The sequence below is a fragment of the Sphingobacterium sp. JUb20 genome, assembly GCF_004342035.1.
In the GTDB taxonomy this organism is placed as follows: Bacteria; Bacteroidota; Bacteroidia; order Sphingobacteriales; family Sphingobacteriaceae; genus Sphingobacterium; species Sphingobacterium anhuiense.
This window is the reverse complement of the sequence record NZ_SLYV01000016.1, coordinates 1-26,090: the sequence shown is the minus strand read 5'-3', so window position 1 is coordinate 26,090 and position 26,090 is coordinate 1. Positions and strand designations below refer to the sequence as shown.

General features: G+C 37.2%; 25 protein-coding genes. 4 read left to right on the top strand and 21 right to left on the bottom strand.

Translation table 11 applies throughout. The features are described 5' to 3' along the window. Positions 1 to 6 precede the first annotated feature (6 nt). From EDF66_RS22390 to EDF66_RS22365, 6 genes are all read right to left on the bottom strand, one after another. The gene (locus EDF66_RS22390) at positions 7 to 897 is read right to left on the bottom strand and encodes a flavin reductase family protein (RefSeq protein ID WP_132845215.1); all 891 of its coding nucleotides are present in this window, start codon (positions 895 to 897) and stop codon (positions 7 to 9) included. 263 nt (positions 898 to 1,160) lie between these two features. Then, positions 1,161 to 2,081 (bottom strand): Rpn family recombination-promoting nuclease/putative transposase, encoded by a 921-nt coding sequence (locus EDF66_RS22385; RefSeq protein WP_132845213.1) that lies wholly within the window; start codon positions 2,079 to 2,081, stop codon positions 1,161 to 1,163. 205 nt (positions 2,082 to 2,286) lie between these two features. Beyond that, entirely contained in the window at positions 2,287 to 2,736 is a 450-nt protein-coding gene (locus EDF66_RS22380) for a nuclear transport factor 2 family protein (protein ID WP_132845212.1), read from the bottom strand. Positions 2,737 to 3,062: 326 nt separating this feature from the next. Continuing rightward, positions 3,063 to 3,905 (bottom strand): AraC family transcriptional regulator, encoded by an 843-nt coding sequence (locus EDF66_RS22375; protein ID WP_132845210.1) that lies wholly within the window; start codon positions 3,903 to 3,905, stop codon positions 3,063 to 3,065. A gap of 312 nt (positions 3,906 to 4,217) precedes the next feature. After that, on the bottom strand, positions 4,218 to 4,919 hold the full coding sequence (locus EDF66_RS22370; protein WP_132845209.1) for a peroxiredoxin-like family protein: 702 nt from the start codon (positions 4,917 to 4,919) through the stop codon (positions 4,218 to 4,220). A 206-nt stretch (positions 4,920 to 5,125) separates the two neighbouring features. Continuing rightward, positions 5,126 to 6,424 (bottom strand): spondin domain-containing protein, encoded by a 1,299-nt coding sequence (locus tag EDF66_RS22365; RefSeq protein ID WP_132845207.1) that lies wholly within the window; start codon positions 6,422 to 6,424, stop codon positions 5,126 to 5,128. A gap of 362 nt (positions 6,425 to 6,786) precedes the next feature. Here EDF66_RS22365 and EDF66_RS22360 point away from each other — a divergent pair, with 362 nt between their 5' ends. Continuing rightward, positions 6,787 to 7,122, top strand: a complete 336-nt coding sequence (locus tag EDF66_RS22360; RefSeq protein ID WP_132845206.1) for a hypothetical protein — start codon at positions 6,787 to 6,789, stop codon at positions 7,120 to 7,122. 1 nt (position 7,123) lies between these two features. Here EDF66_RS22360 and EDF66_RS22355 read toward each other — a convergent pair whose 3' ends face one another. The 6 genes from EDF66_RS22355 to EDF66_RS22330 form a co-directional block, all read right to left on the bottom strand. Then, complete coding sequence (locus tag EDF66_RS22355; RefSeq protein ID WP_132845205.1) at positions 7,124 to 7,573, bottom strand: nuclear transport factor 2 family protein; 450 nt, start codon at positions 7,571 to 7,573, stop codon at positions 7,124 to 7,126. A 362-nt stretch (positions 7,574 to 7,935) separates the two neighbouring features. Beyond that, positions 7,936 to 10,026 (bottom strand): glycoside hydrolase family 97 protein, encoded by a 2,091-nt coding sequence (locus EDF66_RS22350; RefSeq protein WP_207898742.1) that lies wholly within the window; start codon positions 10,024 to 10,026, stop codon positions 7,936 to 7,938. A 53-nt stretch (positions 10,027 to 10,079) separates the two neighbouring features. Next, positions 10,080 to 11,801, bottom strand: a complete 1,722-nt coding sequence (locus tag EDF66_RS22345) for a RagB/SusD family nutrient uptake outer membrane protein (RefSeq protein ID WP_132845203.1) — start codon at positions 11,799 to 11,801, stop codon at positions 10,080 to 10,082. A 21-nt stretch (positions 11,802 to 11,822) separates the two neighbouring features. Continuing rightward, entirely contained in the window at positions 11,823 to 15,074 is a 3,252-nt protein-coding gene (locus tag EDF66_RS22340) for a TonB-dependent receptor (RefSeq protein WP_165902501.1), read from the bottom strand. Between the two features lie 301 nt (positions 15,075 to 15,375). Then, a complete protein-coding gene (locus EDF66_RS22335) occupies positions 15,376 to 16,515 on the bottom strand; it encodes a FecR family protein (RefSeq protein ID WP_132845200.1) in 1,140 nt (379 codons plus the stop codon). 72 nt (positions 16,516 to 16,587) lie between these two features. Next, entirely contained in the window at positions 16,588 to 17,172 is a 585-nt protein-coding gene (locus EDF66_RS22330) for an RNA polymerase sigma factor (RefSeq protein WP_132845199.1), read from the bottom strand. A 488-nt stretch (positions 17,173 to 17,660) separates the two neighbouring features. Here EDF66_RS22330 and EDF66_RS22325 point away from each other — a divergent pair, with 488 nt between their 5' ends. Beyond that, positions 17,661 to 18,050 (top strand): hypothetical protein, encoded by a 390-nt coding sequence (locus EDF66_RS22325; protein WP_132845197.1) that lies wholly within the window; start codon positions 17,661 to 17,663, stop codon positions 18,048 to 18,050. Positions 18,051 to 18,416: 366 nt separating this feature from the next. Here the strand turns inward: EDF66_RS22325 and EDF66_RS22320 are convergent, their stop codons facing one another. The 9 genes from EDF66_RS22320 to EDF66_RS22285 all read right to left on the bottom strand — a co-directional run bounded on the left by EDF66_RS22320 (position 18,417) and on the right by EDF66_RS22285 (position 25,109). After that, positions 18,417 to 18,845, bottom strand: a complete 429-nt coding sequence (locus EDF66_RS22320; protein ID WP_132845196.1) for a hypothetical protein — start codon at positions 18,843 to 18,845, stop codon at positions 18,417 to 18,419. Next, positions 18,829 to 18,999 carry a hypothetical protein gene (locus tag EDF66_RS26160; RefSeq protein WP_207898739.1) on the bottom strand — a complete coding sequence of 57 codons (171 nt, stop codon included), beginning with the start codon at positions 18,997 to 18,999 and terminating at the stop codon, positions 18,829 to 18,831. Before EDF66_RS26160 ends, EDF66_RS22320 begins: the two co-directional genes overlap by 17 nt. A 635-nt stretch (positions 19,000 to 19,634) precedes the next feature. Further along, the gene (locus tag EDF66_RS22315; RefSeq protein WP_132845194.1) at positions 19,635 to 20,324 is read right to left on the bottom strand and encodes a hypothetical protein; all 690 of its coding nucleotides are present in this window, start codon (positions 20,322 to 20,324) and stop codon (positions 19,635 to 19,637) included. 326 nt (positions 20,325 to 20,650) lie between these two features. Next, positions 20,651 to 20,950: a hypothetical protein gene (locus EDF66_RS22310; RefSeq protein ID WP_132845192.1), complete on the bottom strand. Its 300-nt coding sequence runs from the start codon at positions 20,948 to 20,950 to the stop codon at positions 20,651 to 20,653. 159 nt (positions 20,951 to 21,109) lie between these two features. Further along, complete coding sequence (locus EDF66_RS22305; RefSeq protein ID WP_132845191.1) at positions 21,110 to 21,391, bottom strand: hypothetical protein; 282 nt, start codon at positions 21,389 to 21,391, stop codon at positions 21,110 to 21,112. Between the two features lie 285 nt (positions 21,392 to 21,676). After that, complete coding sequence (locus tag EDF66_RS22300; protein WP_132845189.1) at positions 21,677 to 22,618, bottom strand: Rpn family recombination-promoting nuclease/putative transposase; 942 nt, start codon at positions 22,616 to 22,618, stop codon at positions 21,677 to 21,679. Between the two features lie 208 nt (positions 22,619 to 22,826). Beyond that, entirely contained in the window at positions 22,827 to 23,276 is a 450-nt protein-coding gene (locus EDF66_RS22295) for a nuclear transport factor 2 family protein (protein WP_132845188.1), read from the bottom strand. Positions 23,277 to 23,523: 247 nt separating this feature from the next. Next, positions 23,524 to 24,456 carry an Rpn family recombination-promoting nuclease/putative transposase gene (locus EDF66_RS22290; RefSeq protein WP_132845186.1) on the bottom strand — a complete coding sequence of 311 codons (933 nt, stop codon included), beginning with the start codon at positions 24,454 to 24,456 and terminating at the stop codon, positions 23,524 to 23,526. 206 nt (positions 24,457 to 24,662) lie between these two features. Next, on the bottom strand, positions 24,663 to 25,109 hold the full coding sequence (locus tag EDF66_RS22285) for a nuclear transport factor 2 family protein (RefSeq protein ID WP_132845185.1): 447 nt from the start codon (positions 25,107 to 25,109) through the stop codon (positions 24,663 to 24,665). A gap of 306 nt (positions 25,110 to 25,415) precedes the next feature. Between EDF66_RS22285 and EDF66_RS22280 the strand changes: the two genes are divergently transcribed. Both EDF66_RS22280 and EDF66_RS22275 read left to right on the top strand, forming a co-directional pair. Next, the gene (locus tag EDF66_RS22280) at positions 25,416 to 25,811 is read left to right on the top strand and encodes a hypothetical protein (protein WP_132845183.1); all 396 of its coding nucleotides are present in this window, start codon (positions 25,416 to 25,418) and stop codon (positions 25,809 to 25,811) included. Positions 25,812 to 25,968: 157 nt separating this feature from the next. After that, positions 25,969 to 26,090: transposase (locus EDF66_RS22275; protein WP_165902499.1), on the top strand; the 122-nt coding region annotated here is incomplete at its 3' end.

Below are 26,090 nucleotides of genomic sequence, written 5' to 3'. Positions count from 1 at the left end.
CAGTAGCTAAATTAACAATACTTTCCATGCATCCATTACACGTCCATTTTCTAACAATTGCTGAGCTTTTAATTGCAGGAGCATCGTGCGATTCTTGATATTGGTATTAAGCAGCTCTTTTACTTCATCAGTTTTACTAAAGGCTTCTACCTCCTCATCTGAAGGCAGCGATTTAACAAGTGCCAATAAACCCAAATTATTCCCGGTTAATATGCTGGAGTTTTTAACCTGTTGAGGAAAAGCATCTACACCGATACCTACTCCTCCATTATCTATGGGTTTGGCTATTTTAAATAAACTGTCGCTGGTTACCCTACAATACCAATCACCACCTAAACGAGCCACCAGATCCATTTTATGAGGGTCTAATTTACCATTATCATCCAAAATATCTTCATTGATATGAATGCGTTTTACCTCAGCAATAATCAAATTACCTGCTCCTCCGTTTCTCCCTAACGATATTACATCATTCACAGCACATTCCAATTGAATGTTAGATTCTGCTACTCTGGGTGGTTTTACCGTTTCTGAGGGCAATTCAGTAAACCCTGCTTTTAAAAACTCATTTACTTCTTTTGGATAGTCGGTGCTTGTTAAATAGGTCTGTTGAACCATATTATAGCTCACAATATTAATCACACATTCAGGTATTTCCAAAACGTATTCAAGCGTATGCTTAGTGCTGTTATCCCGCACCCTGCTTGTCACCGAAAAAACACATATCGGAGGATTCATACTGACTACATTAAAAAAACTAAACGGACTTAGATTAATCTTGCCGTTTTTATCAATAGTGGATGCGAAGCATATCGGGCGGGGTGCAATGGCAGCGTGCAAATAACTTTGTATTTCCGTTTGCGCTAATGATGAAATATCAAAAGTTTTTAAGCCCATTTAAATTTTTACTAATGTGAGTTTGGAATATGAAAAGTATACAAAAGATATGGGTTCTGCCTGCTACATGATTGCCAACAATATATACACTAATACCAAAATCCTTTGCTTAGAAATGAAGTTACAAAAATCTTTGTAAACACTCCTACTACACCATACAGAAAACATTGATCAATGCGATAAAACTACCCACACATCTATAACAAAGGCACAAAAAAACCGCTTGGAATCCCAAGCGGTTCTATATATTTTAGAACGATGTTCTACTTCAGTTTTTCGATCTCTTCTATTGAAAGTCCGGTACCATTAGCGATTTGCTCTAAAGGTAAACCCATCTCTTTAAACCTCAAAGCTGTCTCAATAGCTTTATTGTGTTCGCCTTCAGCTTTTCCTTCAGCTTTAGCTATTAATGATGCTTTTTTAGCTTCTTTTTTAGCTTCTTCCAATTGCTTTTCTAGTCCATCTTGGTACATCCGCACTGCTTCGGCATCCCATTTACGTTTTAAACTAATATCATACATAGTCCGTTCCTCCTTTGTCAATTTTGCGTAGCTGGCCAACTGAAAGAAGCGTTGAAATACTTCGGAATTCATAATCCTTGGCAGGGTCTTTAACGTAGACATATTTTTAAGCATAAAGAATACTTTGTCCAGTTCGTCTTCAACCTCAGCTTCGCTTTTAACAAAGTTAATCAATTCTAAATATATAAACCCAAATCCTTCATAGAAAATTTGTCCTGAATCTCTATGACACAGGCAGGTATCATGAAAATATGTACTCCGATCACCTCCCGGCATATGAAAACCGTCCATCAGGACAATGGTATAAACCTCGGGAATGGCATACCCCCAGGCTTTGCGGTTTCCTTTGGGTGCTGTGTCTGAAATGACCTTGCTGGCATAGTACAGCATGCGTTGCTTCAGGTTGGTCTGTGTACTCGTCTGCATCTCGATGATGATCTCTTCTCCTGTACTGATCTGCACTACAAGATCAAAGATAACTTTACCAATCTCTTCGGTCGCTCCGATACGCTCGGTATCCCGATAAGTAAGATCTGTGATGGTCTTACGACCACGAAAGATGATGTTTAGAAAGTTGATCAGGTTGACTTTGTCTCCAAATAACCGCTTGAATCCTTCATCCGTGGTTGGATCAATAAATATGGGTTGTGAATGCGCTAACATAATTTTAGGATTTATTTAAATAATTAATTACATAAACCAAATATGATAAAAACTAAAAATATTAGTCGGTTATTAAACGTTTGTAGTCGTTTGTAAACGTTTGCTGTCGGCTAGCACAACTTGGATCAATATTTAGAGATACAACAGAAAAAAAAAGCCACATCTCACGATGTGGCTCTGACTAAACATATGAATTAAACTTAAATTACTTATACGTGTTGATGGATTGCGATACTTTCCAATTACCACCGTCATTGACCAAAGTCACTAGATCGGACTTGGTAAACCCTTGAAATTGTTGGGTTACTTTTGCCACCATGTAGTCTCCTGACTGCTCAACGATTGTAGTGCTTGTTTTACAATTTAACTGCTCTCCTTTTTGTTTTTTCAGGAATGAGATTACTTCTGAACGACTGTTCGTCTTATCTGCTGATTCCTGTACTTTCTGTTTAAAATCTGATGTAAACAACTGCTCTACTCCTGCCGACTGTCCTTCTGTCATAACCGCAACGTAATGATCGATAGCGAGATCTGCTGTGGATAAATTAACGACCGCTTTTTTAGAGTTGTCTCCTAGTGGTTTGCCTGCTGCCATCGTGAATGTTGATACGGCGATCAAAGCTGCTGCTGCGAATGTTTTTGCTAAAGTGTTCATAATGTCTTTATGTTATATTGTTAGTTTATTGTTCTTAATTGTTGATTCAAAAGTAGGATGTAATTCGTCCCTACCCTATGGCAATTAGACTAAACCAATCAAAAACTCGGTGAGTGGTGGAAATGGCTAGGTGAAGTGGTTGAGCCTGGATAGTGTTATTCTACTGTCGCCCACTTGTCAATAACAAAGGCACAAAAAAACCGCTTGGTCATCCAAGCGGTTCTGTATATTTTAAAAATATAGGTTTCTTGATCTTTTCAATTTTAGTGCGTAGAATGCTTCGCAATTTTTCTATGCAATCCAAGAATTTGCTCCGGTTTCGTATTCTATAAAAGGCTTTTAAAATCTGAAATATTTGTTCCCGAGTACATCTTGAAAAACCTGCTAAAATGTGCCGGGTTTTCAAACCCAAGTTCATACGATATTTCTTTAGCTGATTTCTCTGTATAATGGAGATATCGCTTGGCCTCAAGTATAATTCTATTATGGATTAATACCGATGGTGCGGGCTGCTTTAACAAAGCGAAAACATTACTCAACGTTTTAGGTGATTTGTTGAGTGCTGCAGCATAAAATTTAACCTCGTGTTCCTGTCTGAAATTCCCTTCCAATATTAGCGCAAATTTTCTGACTACATCCATTTTTTCATCAGGTAATTGCTGGTAACTCTCACTCTGAAGTTTTGCAATTCGGGTTGTTTTTATGATAACCCTTTTCAAGAGTGTACGCAGCATCTCTCCCTGAAAATTATCTTTCAACATCAACTCATTTGCAAACACTTTTTCAAGGTGGTTCATTTCTTCAGATTCCTCTTCGTTTAATGTTATAAACATCGGATGCCTAATGCCATAAAAAAGAAAGCCTACACAACCTACTTCTGTATCATGATCCACAATACAGTAAAATTCTCTGTTAAACTGCCAAGCGGTTAAGGTTTCAGGATGTTTAAAAACAAAATGCTGATTAGACACCAATGGAAGAATGCACCGGGCGGGTATGGTATATGTAATTTCATCTATGATTACTTCTTGGGCTTCTCCTTTATTATAGATAAACGTATTGATAGGATAAGGAGCTGGATTACGAAGTCCCATGCCTGAAAATAGTTTGTTGTCGCTATGCATAACAAACCGTGCTGCTGTTGCATTGTCGTTGTACTCTCTGATCATTTCCTTACTATCATTATCATATGCACTATATAATTTATTGCTCCTTTCCGGTTACATTTTCATCAATTACAAGGTTATGACCTGTAAAACATAATGGCTTATTTACAAATAAAAATGCAATTGCCACCACAATCTCTTCATCCTTCGAAATTCTTTCAACAGCTGTCTTTGATAAAATATTATGCAGCTTTTCCTGTCACGTCCATTCTTTTGTCCTATTCAAAAGCACCGCTATAATCTATTGTCAATACAACTAACACATCTTTATAGCAACAATCTTGCCTTTATTCTTTTTAATCATTGTTCAAAAATTTAGAGATCTTTTTGAATACTGGACGCTGCTGCTAGCAAAAGGTCCTCGGATAACCTTTGTTTAAAATCGGGATTGATGTACTCAAACTGTATTGTTCCCATTTTATCAAGAATAAATACCGATGGAACAGGAAGCAGCAAATCAACATCTTTTCCACCAGTCGTTTTTGGAAGCATTTCCCAATAACCTTTTGGCGCTTTGTATGCAATCCCCATTTTTTTCGACAATTCAAGATTTGCATCCGATAGCAGTGTATAACTCAATTTTTCTTTTGATGCCTCTTGCATTAATCCGTCTGATACGTCTGTACTTATAGCAATCAGCTGATACCCCATTTTTTCCAGACCGGGTAAAGCTTGTTGCAAACCTGATAATTGTTTGGAACAATAAGGACACCAGCCACCACGATAAAATACTAAGATGGTTGGCTTTTCGGAAATGGCTTTATTGAGGTCAAAACTTTTACCTGAAGCATCAGGCAATAACGCCAAAGGTATTTTTTCTCCATAAAGCAAAGGACTTATGTCTTCCGGCTTTTGTGGAATAACATAAGACATCTGTTTCATTTCCATTTTATCCAGCATACCGAAAGAGTTCATGTTTCCGGTCTTCTCCTGCGCATTGGCTCTTCCTACTAAGCAAAGTGTAAACAATATCATAGCAACAAGCGCAACTGATTTCCTTTTTATTAGACTTTTCATTTAACAATGTTTTTATTATTTAGTTCACACCACTTAACCCAACCTTTTTGCTAAAGGAAACGCAATGGACACTTGAGCTACTGTGTCCAATATGCTACTTTGCAAACTCTAGTAGTGAGTCCTCTTTTGGGTCAAATATTACGCTACTACTCTCTTTATATTTTTAAATGCATCATTAATTTGGATACTATTCTTTTGTTAAAATATTAGTTGATGGTAACTTTAACAATATTGGATATTGCAGGAAGTGTAGTAAAGGCATTGGGATTCGGTAGCACTTGAATGGGCTTATTTTCATCTAAAGGCGTTCCAGCTAAATTGAATTGGGTAATCCCTGCTCCTGGGAATTGATCAACAGCAGTGCCGTGATCATACAGACCAATGGATGTGGATATATCTCCTTTTGCCACCGCATCTACACCATTATCTTTACTGGTAAAAAACCAGTCGTTAGAAAAACCGTACATGGTTGCAATTGCCAAACGGTCTCCTTTTGCTACATTTAACATCTGCGAAACGCTACTTCCGGCTTGCCCCCCAGCTTTTGGCAGTAGAACAGTAGTATTTGCTGCCTGAAGTACATGTACTTCTTTTACACCAGCGACTGTTTTAAGATATGCAGCCAAACCTGTTGCATCACCTTTTTGCGCCAAATCTTTAAGTCCTTTTCCACGATCATTTTCACCGACTTTATAAATTGGATTCTCTATTCCATTGTACACAACCACTAGTATAGGTGATAGCGGAGTGAAAATTCCCGTTTGCGTACTTATATAATTTCCCAACACACTATTGTCCCCCATCTCCGCAATATTTGTCAGGCCATTTGCACTTGGCTTTCCTGATTCAAATAATGGATTAGGGTTTAACAAATTACCTCCTGCGATATAAGAGATGGCCCATACTCCCGGACTGAAAGGCGTGGAATTGGAAGTACCTCCCGAAGAATTGGTAAGGGTAAGGGTGAAGGTGGAATTACCTTCGTACTTTAGCGCCGCTTTCATCAGCGATGAAGCCGTCGCATAGGTATTTCCCTGGGCATCTGTTCCATTTACTTCTGTAATAGCTTTGGGAGCCGTTTCTGCCGTTCCTGGGTGCAGGATAGTAATACCGGGCGCTTGATTGATGCGTGTACCATTATCCCACAATTTAATCTGTGATGATACGTCACCTTCAATGGCTGTACCATTATCCTCATATAATTTAATACCCGGATTTGTAGGTGCAAAAAACAAATCATTTGACAAACCGTACATTGTCGCGAAGCTGATAGCCTGTCCTTTAGCCGCCGAAAATTTAATGGTGATGGATTCTCCTGGCATTATAAGCGGTGATGTACCGTCCTTTTTAAAAGTTCCGGATTCCACAAGCGGTTTGGAATCTAATACATTTTCTACCGTAATGGTTGCCGAGGATGTCGATGGCATATCATCATCCTTATTGCAAGCGATAATTATTAAGGGCATTGCTGCCATAGATAACCAAATTGAATGTTTACGTCTCATAATAAATCTTTTAAAATTGTTTTACAAATTTAGATTTGGAAGAGCTGTTGACGGTATCTGTACTTCCCGCTGTATTGTCGATATTTCCCGTTGAAACAATTTGTCAGCAATTAAATAGATGTAATAGTTCTAACGAGATAACGCAGATCTATATCCTCTTTTGGCAAGGGATATAAAGAGTACATAAAATGGAATTCCGAAAGAAAGGATAAAGCATTTATTAAACAAGTATTTTCCACTGTAGCTAATGAATTAAAGGATACTAATGAAGATATTCTGGAAAAATACCAATCCAGAAGTCTTTGATTGATTCCTTAAACTTTTATGCTAGCAACAAAAACATTAAAGGGTCGGATGTTGTAATGAAATGTAATGGAATTCGCATTCCACAAATTAAAATCAATGCTTGGAAAACTGTATCTAATACTAAAATTGACTTAATTGATTATAAGAAAATAATGATATTGTCAAATGTAGCAGAACTTAAAGATCTATTGGATAGTAAAAGAGAGTTTTTGATGAATTTTCTTGATTCAAATAATAATCAAACAGAGAAAAACACAAAACAGACCTTTAAGCTATTAATTTTAGATATGATTCAAACAGAAAGAACTATACAGGAATATATTGAATTTCATGAAAAAAGTAAAGCCACATCTCACGACGTGGCCTTTACTAAACATATGATCAAACAATAAATTACTTATACGAGTTGATAGATTGGGATACTTTCCAGTTGCCACCATCATTGATCAAGGTAACTAAATCGGTCTTGGTAAATCCTTCAAATTGTTGGGTCACTTTTGCGATCATATAGTCATTGGACTGCTTACAGATAGTGGTGCTTGTTTTACAGTCCAACTGCTCGCCTTTTTGCTTTTTCAAGAATGAAATAACATCTGAACGACTGTTCGTTTTATTTTCTGATGCATGTACTTTCTGTTTAAAATCTGATGTAAACAAGTGCTCTACTCCTGCCGATTGTCCTTCCGTCATAACCGCTACATAATGATCAATGGCTAGATTTGCTGTGGATAGATTGACCACTGCTTTTTTAGAGTTGTCTCCTAATGGTTTGCCTGCTGCCATAGTGAATGTTGATACGGCAATCAAGGCTACTGCTGCGAATGTTTTTGCTAAAGTGTTCATAATGTCTTTATGTTATATTGTTATTAAGTTGCATCAGCCCCACATCCACCAACTCAAACCCTGATGCCTGCTTTGCAGTTCTATTTGTTTGTTGATTCAAAAGTAGGGTGTAAATCGTTCCTACCCTATAGCAATTAGACTAAACCAACTAAAAACTCGGTGAATGGTGGAAATGGCTAGGTGAATCTTTGCAGTTATGCAATAAGCTATATTCCAACAGGTTAAAAGCAACAAATTGGATTTTTTCTATTATTATTCGTAATTGCAATATTTTCTTTCTTATGAAAATTATTTAGAAGGGTAAGTCGATTCTTTTTATGCAAAATGAGCGACCGTTTAGATAACGGTCGCTTATCATAGTTTTATTGACGGATAAAACGGGCGACTAAACCGCCTCCCGATATAAAATCTTGCTTAATAACACTTTTAGCTGTTACTGTTGACGTTTTGATTATGATTTTCTTCGCATCATCTGGATTATCCTGAATGAGTTCCATTTTGTATTTGCCTTTGGGTAAAAAGTCAAGTGAAAAAATTCCTGATCGTACTCCCTCGCCATTAAGCACGCTGAGGTACCAGAGATTATCTTTCCTTTTTGCAAATGCCGCTAATTCTCCAATAATACTCTGCGGCAAAACAATTGTTTTGTCCCACTCCACTGGAACGCTTTCAATAAAACTCCGCGCCTGGGAAGATTGCAGATCTTCAATATCTGCTGCAAACATCAAAAATGGTGAAGTCATGATATACATGGAAGCCAGCTGATGCGCATAGCTCGTTCCTCCTGGCCAAAAGGCTCTAAAATTGAGCAGGGTATAATCTGCAGGCCCTGCTAACCAGCGTGTAAAAGGAATAACGGTATTGTGATATGGCCACGGTGGTCCTGGAGCCCATGAATTTTCTCCGCCAACTGTCTCTAAACCTCTTACTGCTTCTTTTGCTAGCAGATTGGGATAGGTTCTCGAATCTCCTGTAGGTTTATTCACGCCGTGAAAGATGACCATCAATTTTTCTTTTGCTGCATCTTTCAAGATATCTTCCATTAGGTTAACAGTATATTCATTTTCTGTATGGAAAAAATCGATTTTCAATCCTTTGACCCCTATTTCTGCACATTTTCTCATAAATGCACGACGTTCTGAGGGTAAATTTAAACCGATATCACTGCTGTTGCCATAACGGGGAGCCACGGGTCTCCACACCCAGATATCCACTCCTTTTTCTTTGGCATAATCCGTGACTTCCTGCAGCAGCTGCCATTTGTTTTTAGTGCTTCCTTTCTCTGATCCCCATTTCTCCCATCCATCGTCTATAACAAGCGATCTGATATTCAAAGCAGGAGAATCGTCAATATATTTTTTATGTGTCTCGACACTTAAACGCTCTTCTCCCCCTTCTCTTAACCAGGTGAAGATGGAACGGCTTGGACGGATCCATTCGGTCTCCATTCCTTTAGGAAAAAGTTTAGGATCTGGCTTATCGGCAACATTGCTCACCATATCATTATTGACAAGGCCATTCAGATCGGAACTGATGGTCAGCACACGCCATGGGGAAACAATTTCATTCGAATCTGTGTTTGGTTTTGCGATCCAGGGAAGTCCGGTCACTTTCTCATGCCAGTATTGACTGGACGGTAGTCCGATCTTAGCTCCTGTAACCGTATGCCCTTTGTTTTCCACGAAACCGAACTTGACCTGATTGGCTTTTGTTCCGAACAGAACAGCTCCATGATAATTGAACAGATTGCTCTCTGTGATGGAAGCATAAACGCCATTGGCCAATAAGAAAGTAGGGGGCGGTGCTAGCAACTCGCCTTCGATATTTGCCAGATCACGGTGCTGATACGCCTGTAACCAGTCATACTGAAAGGGTCCGCTAGAATACCAGACTTTGGTACCCTGTGGAAATTGGAAGGTTGTTTTGTCATCATAGATAGCTCGGGGCCCTTTTGCCTCAAGACGGTATCTGATGGCTATTCCGTTTGGATAGACTCGCGTTTCTAAATAGAAAATCTGACCGGTAGCATTATGCTTCAGTTCGAAGGTCTTACCTTCGTAATGATCGCGATTGAAAACGTGATTTCCACGATTCTTATAGGTCTCATCATACTGCATATCTTTAACATTTAATACGGTAACACCGCTTGCTACATTCTGGTTATCGACCACCATACCTAATGGTGAAGCCATAATAACGGGCTGACCTTTGTATTCAACTGCGTATCGAATATCATCTTTTAAAAGATCAACATTTAGCTTGATTGTTCCTGCAGGAATTGTTTTTTCATCTAAAACCGATTGAGGTGAGGTTAATGTATAATTTTGTGCATGTAAACAGCCGTATAAAAATGTGCTGCTAAAAAGCAGGGCTACGGTCTTAATGGTTGTGTTGGTCATATGTACGATTGTGTTATTGTTCTTTTTAACTGAGGCATATGAATCTTTGTCCATATGCCTCCAAATTTTTATTTTAGCTGCTAAATTTTGGTTTAACTTTAAAGAATCTAATAATTGGGGTTTTGCGTTAACTTGCCATTGCTTCGCTGGATCTCACTATAAGGAATCGGTGCCCAGTACATTTTATCTACCCACCTGCGGTTATCGTCAACGACGTAGTCATACTGATATTCGATTGTTGAACCGTTTTTATATACGTCTACGCCCATTGCTGGTTTGCCTAAAGCTAACGGACCTATTTTCCATCGGCGGATATCATGCAGACGGTGATCTTCAAGCATCAGTTCTACTCTACGCTCTCTCCTGTAACGCGCTGTTAAAGCTGCGCCAGATTCAGTCACGGGTGGGATACCTGTAATTTTTTGACGTATGGTATTGATGGCTGTTCTTGCGGCAGGTTCATTTCCCAACGCTATTTCGCACTCTGCATAGTTGAGATAAAACTCTGATTTACGGAAGTAAATCCAAGGATTTGCCTGTCTATTGGCTCCAAAATTTCGGGATCCAAGTCCTTCCACTGTATACTTTTTAAAGTTATAACCCGATAAAGATGCGCCATCGGGGTAAAATAATGCGCCTCTTGATTCGTGTCCGTTTAAATTGGAATTAGATGGATTATTTTTATCTCTGTAGTATTGAAGCGCTCGGGTACTTTTGGTGGTATATGGGTCGTAGTAAACCGCACCGTTGAACATAAAATTGGCGTAGAATCTAGGATCTCTATTGACATATGGATCTTGTGCATTATATCCTGATCCCGCTTCGGAAGGCAATTTTCCATTGCTCATTTCATAGCTGTCGATGATATCCTGCGTCGGTACCATCGCCGACCAGGCGTTAAATGCATTGGGGAAAAGCCAGAAATTTGCGCCTTCATCTCCAGACTGCGAATTAGCAGCTGTAAAATAACGTGCAAAAATAATTTCGGATTGATTTTTACCGTTAAAGGTGTTATAATAATCTAAAGTGGTTCCGTTACTGATCAGATTAAAACCGCTCAGCTCCATAACGGCTTTATTGGCCTCTCGGGCAGCGATCCATTTGGCCTGATCATTTGAAGGATTGAACAGTGGACTGGCAGCATACAGCAACGCTCTCGCTTTTAAAGCCATTGTAGCTTCCATAGTTGCACGCCCTTTATCGGCTGTAGCAAATTTTGGTAGTGCCGGTATGATTTCATCACACTCCTTGGTTATAAAAGCCATGACTTCATCAATTGTATTTCGCGATACATCAAATGTCTTAGCATCAAGCTGAAATGTGGTTGTGATGAGCGGAACGCCACCATAAAATTTAACCAGCTCAAAGTATTTGAAAGCTCGGATAAAGCGCATTTCTGCTCCAAATTCGGACAGCGCTTTGGGATCGACAGTACTTTTTGTTGCCTGCTCCATAAATAGATTTGTCCGGCGTATAGCGGTATAAGCATCGGCCCATAATCCACGTGTCATCTGCTCTCCGTTGTCTCGGATCAGTTCTCCTGCAGTGTAGGCTCGTTGTCCTGTAACAAAACGTGCATAGGCGTTGTCCGTCATTCCTTCGGTAAGACCACCCTGATCATTAAACGGGTGTCGCAGATAGATGTAGGTACCATTGACAAAAAGTCCCAGAGTCTCTTTGTCTGCAAAAACTTTATCGTCGCTAAAAGAATCCAATGGTGTTAAATCCAGTGCTTTCTGACAGCCTGTGAAAAGAATGGAAAATAAGGATAGAAAGGTAATCGTATTTTTTATCCCAGGTACAACTGGAAATATATCTAATAATTTCATGTTACAATTTTTTAAACTGGATTAAAAGGTTACATTGATTCCTAAAGTCAGGATTTTGGTCTGTGGAAAAACAAACCCTTTTGGATCTACCTGCTCAGGATCGCCAAGTCCGTCTTTTTTCAACTTATCGAATGTAAGCAGGTTGTATCCGTTGACAAATGCTCTGGCAGATTGAAATCCAATTTTAGACAATAGACCGCCAGGTAAAGTGTAACCAAATTCTATATTTTTAAGCCGGAGAAATGAAACGTCTCTTAGAAATAAATCATTATTGTCTTTACTACGTCCTATTCGAGGAAGTGTGCCACTCTCATGCTCTGGACTCCAGGCATTTTTCAGAAAATATTCGGGGGAATTATTAGCTGCATCAAATAAATAGCTGAAGTATTGGGATGCTCTGGCTTGTCCCTGGAACTGGGCACTCAAGTCAAATTGACCGTACTGTGCACCAAGGTTAAATCCATACTGAATCTGTGGTGTAGCATTTCTTTCTATCGGAGCCATATCATCACTGTTGATCTTTCCGTCGCCATTGACATCGGCATAGATAAGATCGCCGATTCTTTTTCCGTCAAGTCCTGGAAACTGATCTAGATCAGCCTGATTCTTATAGATGCCGACTACTTTGTAAAGAAACTGTGTACCGATCGGCCTGCCTGTACGACTCTGATATTCTTCGGCAGGTTCAACCTCATCAACGAAAACAACTTTATTTTTTGCGTAGGTGAAGTTTGCCCCGATATTGAAATGTACTTTACCTACAGTTTTAGTGTAATTGACCTCGCCGTCAAAACCATTATTGTCAACGATACCTATATTCTCGTTGGGTAATGACAGTCCTGTGTAGTTGGGGACTGTTGCATTTCTTCGGGTAAGAATATCGGAAGTTCTGCTCTTGAAATAATCAATAGTAAAGGATAAAGACCGGTTCAGAATAGTCGCATCTAAACCAATATCTAAACTTTTTTTCTTTTCCCAGGTGATATTTGGATTAGCGGCTACTGATGGATTTAGAGAAGAGACATCTTTGTCCCCAAATACATAACCGCCACCAAAATTGAACACATTGAGGTACTGATATTGACCTACACGGTCATTGCCAAGCAAACCATAGGATGCCCGCAGTTTTAGGATATTGACAAAAGATATTTTTTTCATAAATGCTTCTTCAGACAATACCCAGCCTAATGAACCACCAGGGAAATTACCGAACCGCTGTCCTTTAGGAAAGATCTGTGAACCATTTACTCCGATGTAAAACTGAGCCAGATATTTCTGATTATAAGCATAAGATATACGACCCAAATAATTTTGTCTTGCTCCGTCGCTGGCACTTCCGTTATTGGACTGATTGTCCTTTATGGGACTTCCTGCAAAAAGCTGATCGATCAATGGGGAAACAAAGCCTTCGCGTGCTGCTTGAACATTTTCATTTTTGGTCTGATTTTGCTCGAAGGAAACGAATGCTGAAATATCATGCTTATCAAATGTCTTAGCATAATTTAGCTTAATATTTTTGGTAATAGATTGATTCTTATCTACCCTATGCGATAAAGAGGGTCCGTTGGGACGAATACCTGGTACTGCAACCCCATCGACATCAGTATAATAAGTCCAAGGCTGTTGCCATACTTTGCTGAAATATTGGTATTGATCCAGCGCATAAAATCCATCTACTGACAATTCAGGTAAACCTGGTATTTTATACGTGGCTTTCAACGTTCCATTGAAAATATTGTTTTCATTTCTATTATATGAATCGCTGGTGACCACGGCTAATGGATTATTATTTCCTCTTCCAGCCGCGGGGTAACTGCCAAGAATGGTTGCCGGCAAGACAGGACTTCCTAATACACTCCAACTGAACAGCTCGCCATCACTAACACCTAAATAGTTTTTATTTTCACGTCTCCCTGCAACATCCAGTCCTACGCTAAAGTTTTTATTCACCTGCGCATCGATATTTGATCGAAAATTATACTGTGTATATTTAGATTTATCGTCGTTGATATTGATATTTCCTTGATTTCCTAAACCGAGCGAAAGGAAATATTTGACACTTTCACCCCCACCGGACAAACTTAAGTTATGGCGATCTTGATTAAAACTACTTTTTTGTGTTTCCCTGAGCCAATCCGTACTGGGTAATGTCCCGTTGATATAATCGGTCACTTGTTTTTCCGTGTAGGTAGGTGTTCTTTTCTCCTGACGATCAAGATCGTTTATACCTTTTACAAAATTTCCTGCTTCACTCATTTTTAAATAACGTGTGGGACTCACAAAACCATTATTATAGGAGTAATTGACTGTGGGTTTACCTAATTTACCACGCTTGGTCGTTACCAAAACCACCCCATTTGCGGACTGTGCTCCATAAATAGCGGCCGATGCATCTTTTAATACGGTGATGGATTCAATATCATTGGGATCAATGCGGGAAATACCATCACGATTAGCAACTCCATCCACGACGATTAAAGCAGATGTGTTGCCCACGGTACTGGCACCTCTGATCAATATACTGGCTTCATCACTTCCGGGTCTTGAATTCCTTTGATTGACAATCAATCCGGGTACTTTACCTGCAAGTGAATTTGAAACAGAAAAAGATTTACTTTCTAAAACATCTTTGCTCTTGACAACGGATACCGCAGTGGTAAGATCTCTTTTTTTCTGTGTGCCGTAACCCACAACAACGACTTCATCTATAGCAGATATACCGGTTTTGAGTTCGATGCGCAATGGTGACTGGCTGTCCACGGTTACCGTCTGACTGATATAGCCTACCGCTGAAATGGTTAACTGCTGATCTGTATCATCTAAGGATATTGAAAAATTTCCATCCTTATCCGTCGTGGTACCTCGTCCAGTGTTTTTAACAAGTATGGTCACATTAGCAAGCGGTAGTCCTTTTTCATCAACCACAGTACCCGAAATGGATTGCTTATTAACCACGCTTTTACTATAAGTTATGGTCTTTGGACGTTCGATGACAGTAATGGTTTTTTCATTAATGCTATAGGATAACTGCTGGTCTTCAAATATGTATGCCAGCACATCTCGAACTTCGGCATTTTTGACTTTAATATTAACTGGCTTTGCATTTTTCAAAATATTGTCTGTGTAAAGAAAATAGAAACCACTCTGCTGGCGTATTTCTTTCAAGACGCTTTTTAATGGTGCATTTGACTTTGTTATACTAATTTTCTGTGCAAATCCTGAGGCACTCGCATGTACAAAAGTAGCCATCAGCGCTGCTGTTGTCCATTTCATAATTGGGAATAGTTTAATAGCATAGGGTCTATCTGTACTATATTTAATAGTATTTTTTTTATACATTTGGTTTAATTTGGTTTTGTATGAAGAATACCTCTTGCTTCGAATCTCGGGCTTCTTCATAATGATTATTCAATAATTTTACAGGCCAAACTTGAGGTCAGGAACGCAATGCGTTTCTGACTTTTGTATGGATAAAGACTTTTACTTCTATAGCACCAGTCTTCTTTTCTTCTTTCATTCTCTTATCATAATAGGTTTTAAGTAATTTTTTTAGGTTTTATTTTAATGGTTATTATTACTTGGGTTTAGAAACGTATATTTTTTGACCTTCAATTTCAAAATGGACTTTACGGGTGCTTTCTAATGATTTTAACACTTTGGAGACCTGATCAAACTTGGAAAAACCTCCTCCAAAAGTTTCTTCAGTTTTTTCGCCTCTATAGATTACCTCAACATTATAACGACGTTCGATCATGCGCATGATGGTCTCCAATTTTTCACTTTCGAATATAAATTCTTTGTTTTTCCATGCCACAGCCAATTCTGTATCAACAGTTGAGACCTCCATTTTCCCACTTGTATATAGTGTTGACTGGTCATGTGGTGATAGAATCTTACTGCTATTCATGCCTTTGACCTCAACACGACCTTCTAAAAGGGTAGTTTTCACAACAGGTTCATCACTGTAAGCATTAATGTTAAAATGGGTCCCTAAGACGGTTACCTTCTGCGTATTGGTTGTCACGATAAACGGTCGGTTTTTGTCTTTAGCAACTTCAAAATAAGCCTCCCCATCCAACAGCACTTTTCGTTCACGTCCTTCCTTAAAATTGGCTAAATATTTTAATGTTGATGCGGAATTTAACCAGACGGATGTTCCATCTGGTAATGTTACCTGATATTGTAATCCTTTAGGTACGGTTAAGCTGTGGTTGCCTTCTAATGATGAATTACTGCCGGATTGATAAACCAATTTATCATCAGCTGTTTTAATTGCTTCTGCACCTCCCAGAGTTACTCTTTGTCCTATAGCCAAGGTAGATAGGACAATATGATCTCCATTTCCCAAAGTTAAGGTAACACCTTCCTCCGAAATTTCAGCAACTGAATTCTTTGGTGTAGTGGATAGATCTTGGAGATATGAATTGTTATAAATAATGAAACAAACAGCTGTTATAAGTATAACAGCGGCAGCACTGACATATCGGTATAGCTTATGAAGTTTTCTACGTTTATTGTGTTGTTCTATTTGATCGCTTAATGCATTGAAAATTTCGGTTTTTACGTCGTCTTCCTTATTCATAAGCTCAGGAACCCAAACTTTATACTTATGACTTAAAATATTATAAACACGCTCAAACTCTTTTTTTTCGATATCTGTAGCTGTCCCCTCTTGATATTTTTGGGCCAGTTTCTTAAATTTTTCGTTAGTCATATAATGCTCTTATACTTAATAGTCTAGTATAAGTGCCAGTGACCCCAGTAAGGTTTAAAAATATTTTTTTATTTAATAAAGGAGAGCTGATAAGATAATGATCAACAGGAAGAAATCACTCAATGTACCTCTGATTCTTCTTAATGCAATAGTGATTTGAGATTCTACTGCTTTGACCGTGATACCGAGCCGTTCTGCAATCTCTTTGTTTGTAAGAAACTCATGACGGCTCAAAATGAAAACCTGGCGACAACGTTCGGGTAGCGATAAAACTTCTTTTTCCAATAATATATTTATATCGTTGACATGAAGTTTGTCGTTAAGCTGTTCAACCCCAGCCAATAACTCCAGATCCTGATCATCAATAAAAACTTTCCGGGAATCGGCCGATCGTATATAAGTTAACACCTTATATCGCGTAGCGGTTTGAAGGTAGGCTCCTAATTTCTCTATTTCCACTTTGTCCCTTCTGATCCATAACTGCAAAAGTACTTCCTGAACAATATCTTGAGCCTGATCTTTCTCTTTTAAAATAGAATAAGCTGAAAGAAAAAGCCGTTTCCAGAACTTTTCATAAATTAGAGTGATAGCTGACTCCTCACCAGACTTCAATAATGAAATTAATTCATGGTCTTCGTAAACTTTTTTCTCAAACATAATTTCAGATTCCACATCGACAAATAAAACCAGTTAACACAGTGATGCATTCTTTTTTATAAAGGATAAAGGTTTATAAATCAGATTCTAAATCCATAGGCTACACAGATGAATATTCAATTGGTATTTTGCTCGTATTTAAGCCCTAAACAGATACAATAATATTGCAAATCTGCATGATATTATAACTCAATATTGCTGAATATAGATGCTATATTAACATAAAGAAGCTGTAAACTATCAAATAGCTATTGTAAATATGAAGATGGGATCGAAAACAACTTTATAACTGTTTAAGTCGCAAACTGTATCGTTCCTAAGATAGATATACACAAAACGAGTGTATATGGCATTAGACTCCAAGAATAAACAGCCTGCTTGTGGAGCAGTTGTTACAAAGCATTTTTATGACAAGCGCCTAATTAAAAAAATCGTAAAAGAGGTTGAGGAGGATCTGCCCCATTTCCGAAGCATTAGCAATTTATGGTATGAGTTCATCAACGCTCCGTCAGTGGATGCTTAAATATGGTTCAGATACTTATTTGACTGCTAAAAAGCCTCGATTTACCAGTGACTCGGATAAACGCACAGTTTTACCGGCCATTGATTCGGGTATGAGTATTGAGGAGGCTAAAGTAGTTTTTGGTATACATCCGGTCACAATTCGTGGCTGGACTACTAAATTCGCTAAAAATGAAAAACTTACAGATTATAAATCCGTTGTTATGTCAAAGCATGAAATAAAATCAGAGGTCAATGATGAAATTAAAGAGCTGCGAGTTTTGTTTGACTGCGCTTCGAGACTGCTTCGCCCCTTTTTCGGAACGCCTCTACTGTTTCCCTACCCTGCCTATACTGTTTTTGTAGAGGCGAGGTAGACAAACAGTATACAAACAGTAGAGGCACAATAGACGTTTCCCGAAGCCTTACCGAACAGCGTGCGAATAAGTCCCGAAGCTGACGTCTATAATATTCATCAACATTCTAGAAATGTATCGTCCTATTATAGCTATACAGATTTATAAATTATTACTGATATTATTATAAACGTTGTTTTATTAATACTGATTGTGCTATACATTCAATTCTTTTATTCCTGTTTCTGCTATACTTTCAAATGCCTCAGGTTTCAGGATATTGAAAAGCTCAGTGAAAGTGAATAGAATCACGGATTTCTCTCTGCTTGATGCATTCCTCGCAAAGAGTAAGATGCAGGCGATACCCAAGTAATGCAAACAAGCCAATTAAGGAATAAGACTATAACCGTCTTCTTTTTTACCAGCCTTATGAAGTAAACGAATATATTCCTTATTTTCTAACGGATAGTAAACTAATTCTATAGATTGTAAACTTTCCGAAACTTTAACTTTCTTCCATTTTAGGTAAAAAATAGACAGTGTATCTCCATGAAATCGATATACAAATGGGGATAGTCCCTTCATCGTGTTCAACGTATCGGATCTTGTTTTAAGTCTATTTATATCCTTTGTGATGACTGTATATTGGTTGTCATCCGTAACACCCCAATTAAGTGTATTGATATAAACTTTTTCACCAGTACTTGACACAAGTTCTTTAGTATTAAGAGTATCACCAACGCTATCACAACTACCGCACAATAGCATCAATATAATAATCAAGCTAAACAATGGTTTATTATTTCTTTGTTCCATAATTAATACCGTGTAAGATTCGACGACCAGCATAAGATTCTTCACCATAGTATGGGGCTGGACCAAAGGATTTCCCGAACATCATTATCAAACCAATGTTTTTCATCGACAATTGCCCTTGCTGATATGCTCCAGCTAGCTTCATGTAGGTCATTCCACTAATTTTAAAGCCCTGATGGAGATGCCATAACATTCAATCCGGTTTGTGGATTTAAATAAAATGTTACAGGATTATTTGTGTTCCTGATGCGTTAATATGTTTCAAATTAAAATCATTCATTGTTTGATAAAAATCATCAGAGAATTTTTCGAATATCTTTTGTGCACTATTAATTTTGTTCATTGATTACAAATTAGGCTTTCTATTAAATCTATTAATAAACTTGAAATTTAAATATATTTATTAGATTCTAGAGAATAAATTAAGTATCCTTAAAAGGAACGTGGGCTAGGAAAATGCACCGAAACTGCATAATTTGAGATTTCCAACTTTCTTAGATGATGAATTGCTTCCGGTAAAATAGTAGAAATAACAATATACTCAAGCTTATTTTAACGAGCATCCAAGTTTCCAGGTCTTGGTTGGTTGCATACCATCCTAAAGCAAACTCTAAGCTAAAAACACAAAATAAGATTAGTAGTCTAGTCCACTTACTTTGTCGAAAAGACAATCTTACAGGAAGAAACAATAATACTACTTCAAGTATTGGAAGAGAAAGCAACATAAATACCGCCAAGAAAAACCCTTCACAGTTAATCTGAAATTAATATTTGATCACTTTCCTGTTGTTAAATAATTATTTTTGATAATGGTATCTTTACTGGTAAAGATGCGATATCTTTACGCACTTTAATTACGATATTATCGTTCTCGATCGCAATGGATTTATACATCTCAAGGAAGATTTCCACTCCTTTTTCCGTTTTATCTAACACCTCTTCAAAAATTAAGTTTTCAGAACTTTGTAACGTGAATTTTGCAACCATTCCATCCTTTTGAAATAAAATCCAAATAGAAGCTCTCACTTCTTTTCCATCTATTGGGATGAATACATCAATCACTCTAAAATCAGGATTCAATTCTATTTCTAATCCTTTTTTGTAAGCATAATTGGCAGATTCTAATAGTTTTGGGTTTTTATTACTCTTAGCCGCTTCAATCAAATATTTATGCGCTTTTTCCCACACAAAATTATACTGTTCCTCATAACTAAAACTTTCAAATAAATGCAAATCAAATACCCCGTAGTATCTTAAATGTCCATTATAATAATAGGAAGTCTCTCTCGGAAGAATTGGATAAAGTTTAAAAGTATTTTCTGTCAAAAAATCAATATTAATAAATTTAATTTTTTTTCCGTCATACTTTTCATTTAGAAGTCTGTTTAATAAAAAACTTAAACCAAAAAAATCATTTGTAAGATTGATTAATTGTTCATCTCCATCTTTAAACCAAAATAATGTTCTACCAATCTTCATATGTACTAAAATTTTATAAGCGATTTAACAGGTACGACTGTGTTAAAATTATTTGGACAGGAAATTTTCTTACCCGGCAAAACGAAGTAGCTTTCCCGAGCTTTTAAAAATAGAGCGTCATTTTGAGCACACTCATAAAAAATATGATCAGTATCATATTCTTCCACAAGAATTTTTCCAGTAATTTTATCTATAGCCAAGGTATCTACTTCAAACTTGTAAAAAATAAATGTAGTTTTCTGTTTCTTCGATTACTTTCAAACTGTTCATGTTGATTAACTCCTTCTGAAACCTTCACGCTTTGGATTTCTACTCTTAATTGTAATCTAATATAAAACTAAACTATCATCAATAGCTTCATTGTTATTATTTTCAATATATAGGTATCTGCCAACTTCATTATTACCTGCATACAACAGTAAACAGACCTCAATATTATACTCCTCGAAAACTCTTTTCGAAAATACAATTTTTATATCTTTCTCAATTAACACAATATAATCAATAGGCATACCTAATTCATCTTTCAAAAATTGATTTTCATCATTTCGAATACACTTTTCGAAGCTTTCTTTGGCTTTATGATATAGTAGCGATAAATGTGAGTCCGAATTTAAAAACTCCATGATCAATTAATTTTAAGCTTTGTAATAAATTGTATTATTTCTTATAACCCAATTTGATTTACCCCGTCTACCTTTATTAAAATAGTTATCGACTTACTGAGACAACATCCTCGCAATTTAAGGAGCATTGTAAAGTTTTTTACTTCTTAACACTCTTATTTATTTTTTAGTAATTCGTTTCACTCCCATAACCATAAAAATTGCTAATATTAAACAAAGGATAACATCAATAAGAAGATAAATTATGTTAAACCATTTTAGATTTTCACAGTTTTCACATTTCCCTCCTGTATCCTGAAAAAAAACAAAAGGAAAACCAATTCTCGTAATACCATCGTTTATACCGCTAAAATCTCCCAGAAGAATATTTAAACAAAAAAATTGGACACAAAATACGATAACAATCCAATTGAAAGTTTTTTTCTCAAAAATATTTCCCATAACTTTTAATCTTTATTTAAAGAACCACTAGAATATTTAGTGAAAATTGTGTTTATCTGATACTTAGTTATTTTAACTGATTTTTTAGTATTCAAAAACCCAGACTCTAGGTATTATTAATCCTTTATTCGGGGTTTGCTTCACCCCTTATTCGGAATGGTCCTACTTAGGCGCAGAGTAGACATTTCACGAAGCCTTAGCGAACAAAGAACGGATATGGAGTGAATATGCCAAAAAAAACCGCTTGGTGATCCCAAACGGTTCTATATATTTTAGAACACTGTTCTATTTCAGTTTTTCGATCTCGTTGTTAGTAAGACCTGTCGCCTCAGCAATTTGTTTTACTGATAAACCTATCTTTGTAAGTTTCAAAGCTGTCTCCATAGCTTTTTTATACTCGCCTTCAGCAACACCTTCAGCTTTAGCTGTTATTGAAACTCTTTTAGCTTCTTTTTCTGCTTTCTTAGCTTCTCTTATAGCTTCCTTCAATTGCTTTTCTAGTCCTTCTTGATACATCCGCACTGCTTCAGCATCCCACTTACGTTTTAAACTAATATCATACATAGTCCGTTCCTCCTTTGTCAATTTTGCGTAGCTGGCCAACTGAAAGAAGCGTTGAAATACTGCCGATTTCATAATCCTTGGCAAGGTCTTTAACGTAGACATATTCTTGAGCATAAAGAATACTTTGTCCAGTTCGTCTCCAACCTCAGCTTCGCTTTTAACAAAGTTAATTAATTCCAAGTATATAAACCCAAATCCTTCATAGAAAATTTTTCCTGAATCTCTATTACACAGGCAGGTATCGTGAAAATAGGTTTTATGATCACCTCCCGGCATATGAAAACCGTCCATCAGGACAATGGTGTAAACCTCCGGAATGGCATAACCCCAGGCTTTGCGGTTTCCTTTGGGTGCTGTGTCTGAAATGACCTTACTGGTATAGTACAGCATACGTTGTTTCAGGTTGGTCTGTGTACTCGTCTGCATCTCGATGATGATCTCTTCTCCTGTACTAATCTGGACTACAAGATCAAAGATAACTTTACCGATCTCTTCGGTTGCTCCGATACGCTCGGTATCCCGATAAGTAAGATCTGTGATGGTCTTTCGACCACGAAAGATGATGTTGAGAAAGTTGATCAGGTTGACTTTGTCTCCGAATAACCGCTTGAATCCTTCATCGGTGGTCGGATCAATAAATACGGGTTCTGCATGTGCTACCATAATTTTAGGATTTATTTAAATAATTAATTACATAAATCAAATATGATAAAAACTAAAAATATTAGCCGGTTATTAACCGTTTGTAGTCGTTTGTAACCGTTTGTTGTCGGCTAGCACAAATTGGATCAATATTCCGAGATACAGTAGAAAAAAGAAAAGCCGCATCTCACGATGTGGCTCTAACTAAACATATACATTCAAACTTAACTTACTTATACGTGTTGATGGATTGGGATACTTTCCAGTTGCCACCGTCATTGACCAAGGTGATTAAGTCGGTCTTCGTAAAATTTTCAAATTGTTGGGTCACTTTTGCTACCATATAGTCACTGGATTGCTCAACAATTGTAGTGCTTGTTTTACAGTTCAACTGCTCGCCTTTTTGCTTTTTCAAGAAGGAAATTACTTCTGAACGGCTATTGATCTTAGCTTCTGCCGCCTGTACTTTTTGATTAAAATCTGATGTAAACAACTGCTCTACTCCTGCCGACTGTCCTTCTGTCATAACCGCAACGTAATGATCAATGGCTAGATCTGCTGTGGATAGATTAACCACTGCTTTCTTAGAGTTGTCTCCTACTGGTTTGCCTGCTGCCATTGTAAATGTTGATACTGCGATCAAGGCTGCTGCTGCGAATGTTTTTGCTAAAGTTTTCATAATATCTTTATGTTATATTGTTAGTTTATTGTTCTTAATTGTTGATTCAAAAGTAGGGTGTAAATCTTTCCTACCCTATGGCAATTAGACTAAACCAACTAAAAACTCGGTGAATGGTGGAAATGGCTAGGTGAAGTGGCTGAACCTGGAATGGGGTTATTCTGCTGATCTCTACTTGTAAATATCAAAGGCATAAAAAAAACCGTTTGGGATGACCAAACGGTTTTGTATATTTTAGAACACTGTTCTACTTCAGTTTTTCGATCTCTTCGATGGAAAGTCCGGTAGCCTCAGCAATTTGTTCTACTAATAAACCCATCTTTGTAAGCTTCAAAGCTGTCTCAATGGCTTTATTGTGCTCGCCTTCAGCTTTTCCTTCAGCAAGTCCCTCTGCTTTAGCTGTAATTGATGCTTTCTTAGCTTCTCTTTTAGCTTCTTTCAATTGCTTTTCTAGTCCATCTTGGTACATCCGCACTGCTTCAGCATCCCACTTACGTTTTAAACTAATATCATACATAGTCCGTTCCTCCTTTGTCAATTTTGCGTAGCTGGCCAACTGAAAGAAGCGCTGAAATACTGCCGATTTCATAATCCTTGGCAAGGTCTTTAACGTAGACATATTCTTAAGCATAAAAAATACTTTATCCAGTTCGTCTTCAACCTCAGCTTCGCTTTTAACAAAGTTAATAATTTCTAAATAGATAAACCCCAAACCCTCGTAGAAAATTTTCCCTGAATCTCTATTACACAGGCAGGTATCGTGAAAATAGGTTTTATGATCACCTCCCGGCATATGAAAACCGTCCATCAGGACAATGGTATAAACCTCGGGTATGGCATACCCCCAGGCTTTGCGGTTTCCTTTGGGTGCTGTGTCTGAAATAACCTTACTTGCATAATACAGCATACGTTGCTTCAGGTTGGTCTGTGTACTTGTCTGCATCTCGATGATGATCTCTTCTCCTGTACTAATCTGAACTACAAGATCAAAGATAACTTTACCGATCTCTTCGGTTGCACCGATACGCTCGGTATCTCGATACGTCAGATCAACGATTGTCTTTCGACCACGAAAGATGATGTTAAGAAAGTTGATCAGGTTGACTTTGTCTCCGAATAACCGTTTAAAGCCCTCATCGGTGGTCGGATCAATAAATACGGGTTCTGCATGTGCTAACATAATTTTAGGGTTTACTTAAATAATCAATTACATAAATCAAATATGATAAAAACTAAAAATACTAGCCAGTTATTAACCATTTGTAGTCGTTTGTAACCGTTTGTTGTCGGCTAGCACAACCCCGATTAATCTTTAGAGATACAACAGAAAAAGAAAAGCCACATCTCACGACGTGGCTCTGACTAAACATATGAATTTAACTTAACTTACTTATACGTGTTGATGGATTGCGATACTTTCCAGTTGCCTCCGTCATTGACCAAGGTGATTAAATCGGTCTTGGTAAATCCTTCAAATTGTTGTGTTACTTTTGCTACCATATAGTCGCCTGATTGCTCAACAATGGTAGTACTGGTTTTACAGTTCAACTGCTCTCCTTTTTGCTTTTTCAAGAATGAAATTACTTCTGAACGGCTATTGATCTTAGCTTCTGATGCCTGAACTTTTTGATTAAAATCTGATGTAAACAATTGCTCTACTCCTGCCGACTGTCCCTCGGTCATAACCGCAACGTAATGATCAATTGCTAAGTCTGCTGTAGATAGATTGACCACTGCTTTTTTGGAGTTGTCTCCTGTTGGTTTAGCTGCTGCCATAGTGAATGTAGATACTGCGATCAAGGCTGCTGCTAATGTTTTTGCTAAAGTTTTCATAATATCTTTATGTTATATTGTTAGTTTATTGTTCTTAATTGTTGATTCAAAAGTAGGGTGTAAATCGTTCCTACCCTATGGCAATTAGATTAAACCAACTAAAAACTCGGTGAATGGTGGAAATGGCTAGGTGAAGTGGTTGAACCTTTTTTTACTTTTAGTAAGTAATGAAATTAATCGAAACCAAATTATCTTTTAAAACATTCAGTCATATTGAGAAATGGAATTCAAATTGTAATTAGTAAATTCGTTTAAAGTTAGAACATGTTAAAGGCTAGTCATTAAAGTTGAAAGACCTAAAGCAATATGATAAATGATCTCAAAATATTAGATGAATCTCCAGAATATACGCTAGGCTGTAGAGATGAGGAAATAATTTTAGTCAATAAAGGAGAAAAGATAGCTATATGCATTGGAGAGATGTATGGAAACCCTGATTGTGGATTGATCGTAAACAAAGTATGTATAATCGGAGGTGAACATCTTTTAATTTGGGATAATCATCAAATAACTAAATTGGACATGGTAGGTCATATAGTCCAAATGCGCATTATGAATGATGATATGATCGAATTTTTAATTGACCCTTGGTCAAACCAGGCATCAGTCTGGCAATTAAACCTAAAAAATAAGATACACTATAAAATAAGCGATTTTGAAAATCTTAAAAACATGCCATATACAGAAGAATATACTTGGTGAAAGCATATATTAAAAAAATAATAAATGATGAACTTTTATAAATGGAAAAGTTCTATTTTATAATCAAGCAATATAAAATTAAAGAATGCATTTGTAAGTGTCCCAAAAAATCAAACAGCTTAAAACTGGACATAAATGTTTAGATTTAAGTAATAAGATGAAAAAGACACGTTTTACAGAAACACAGATTGTAAGAGCTCTCAAAGAGGGAGAAGAAGGTAGAAAGACGGATGATATCTGCCGGGAGCTTGAGATTAGCAAAGCCACCTTTTATAACTG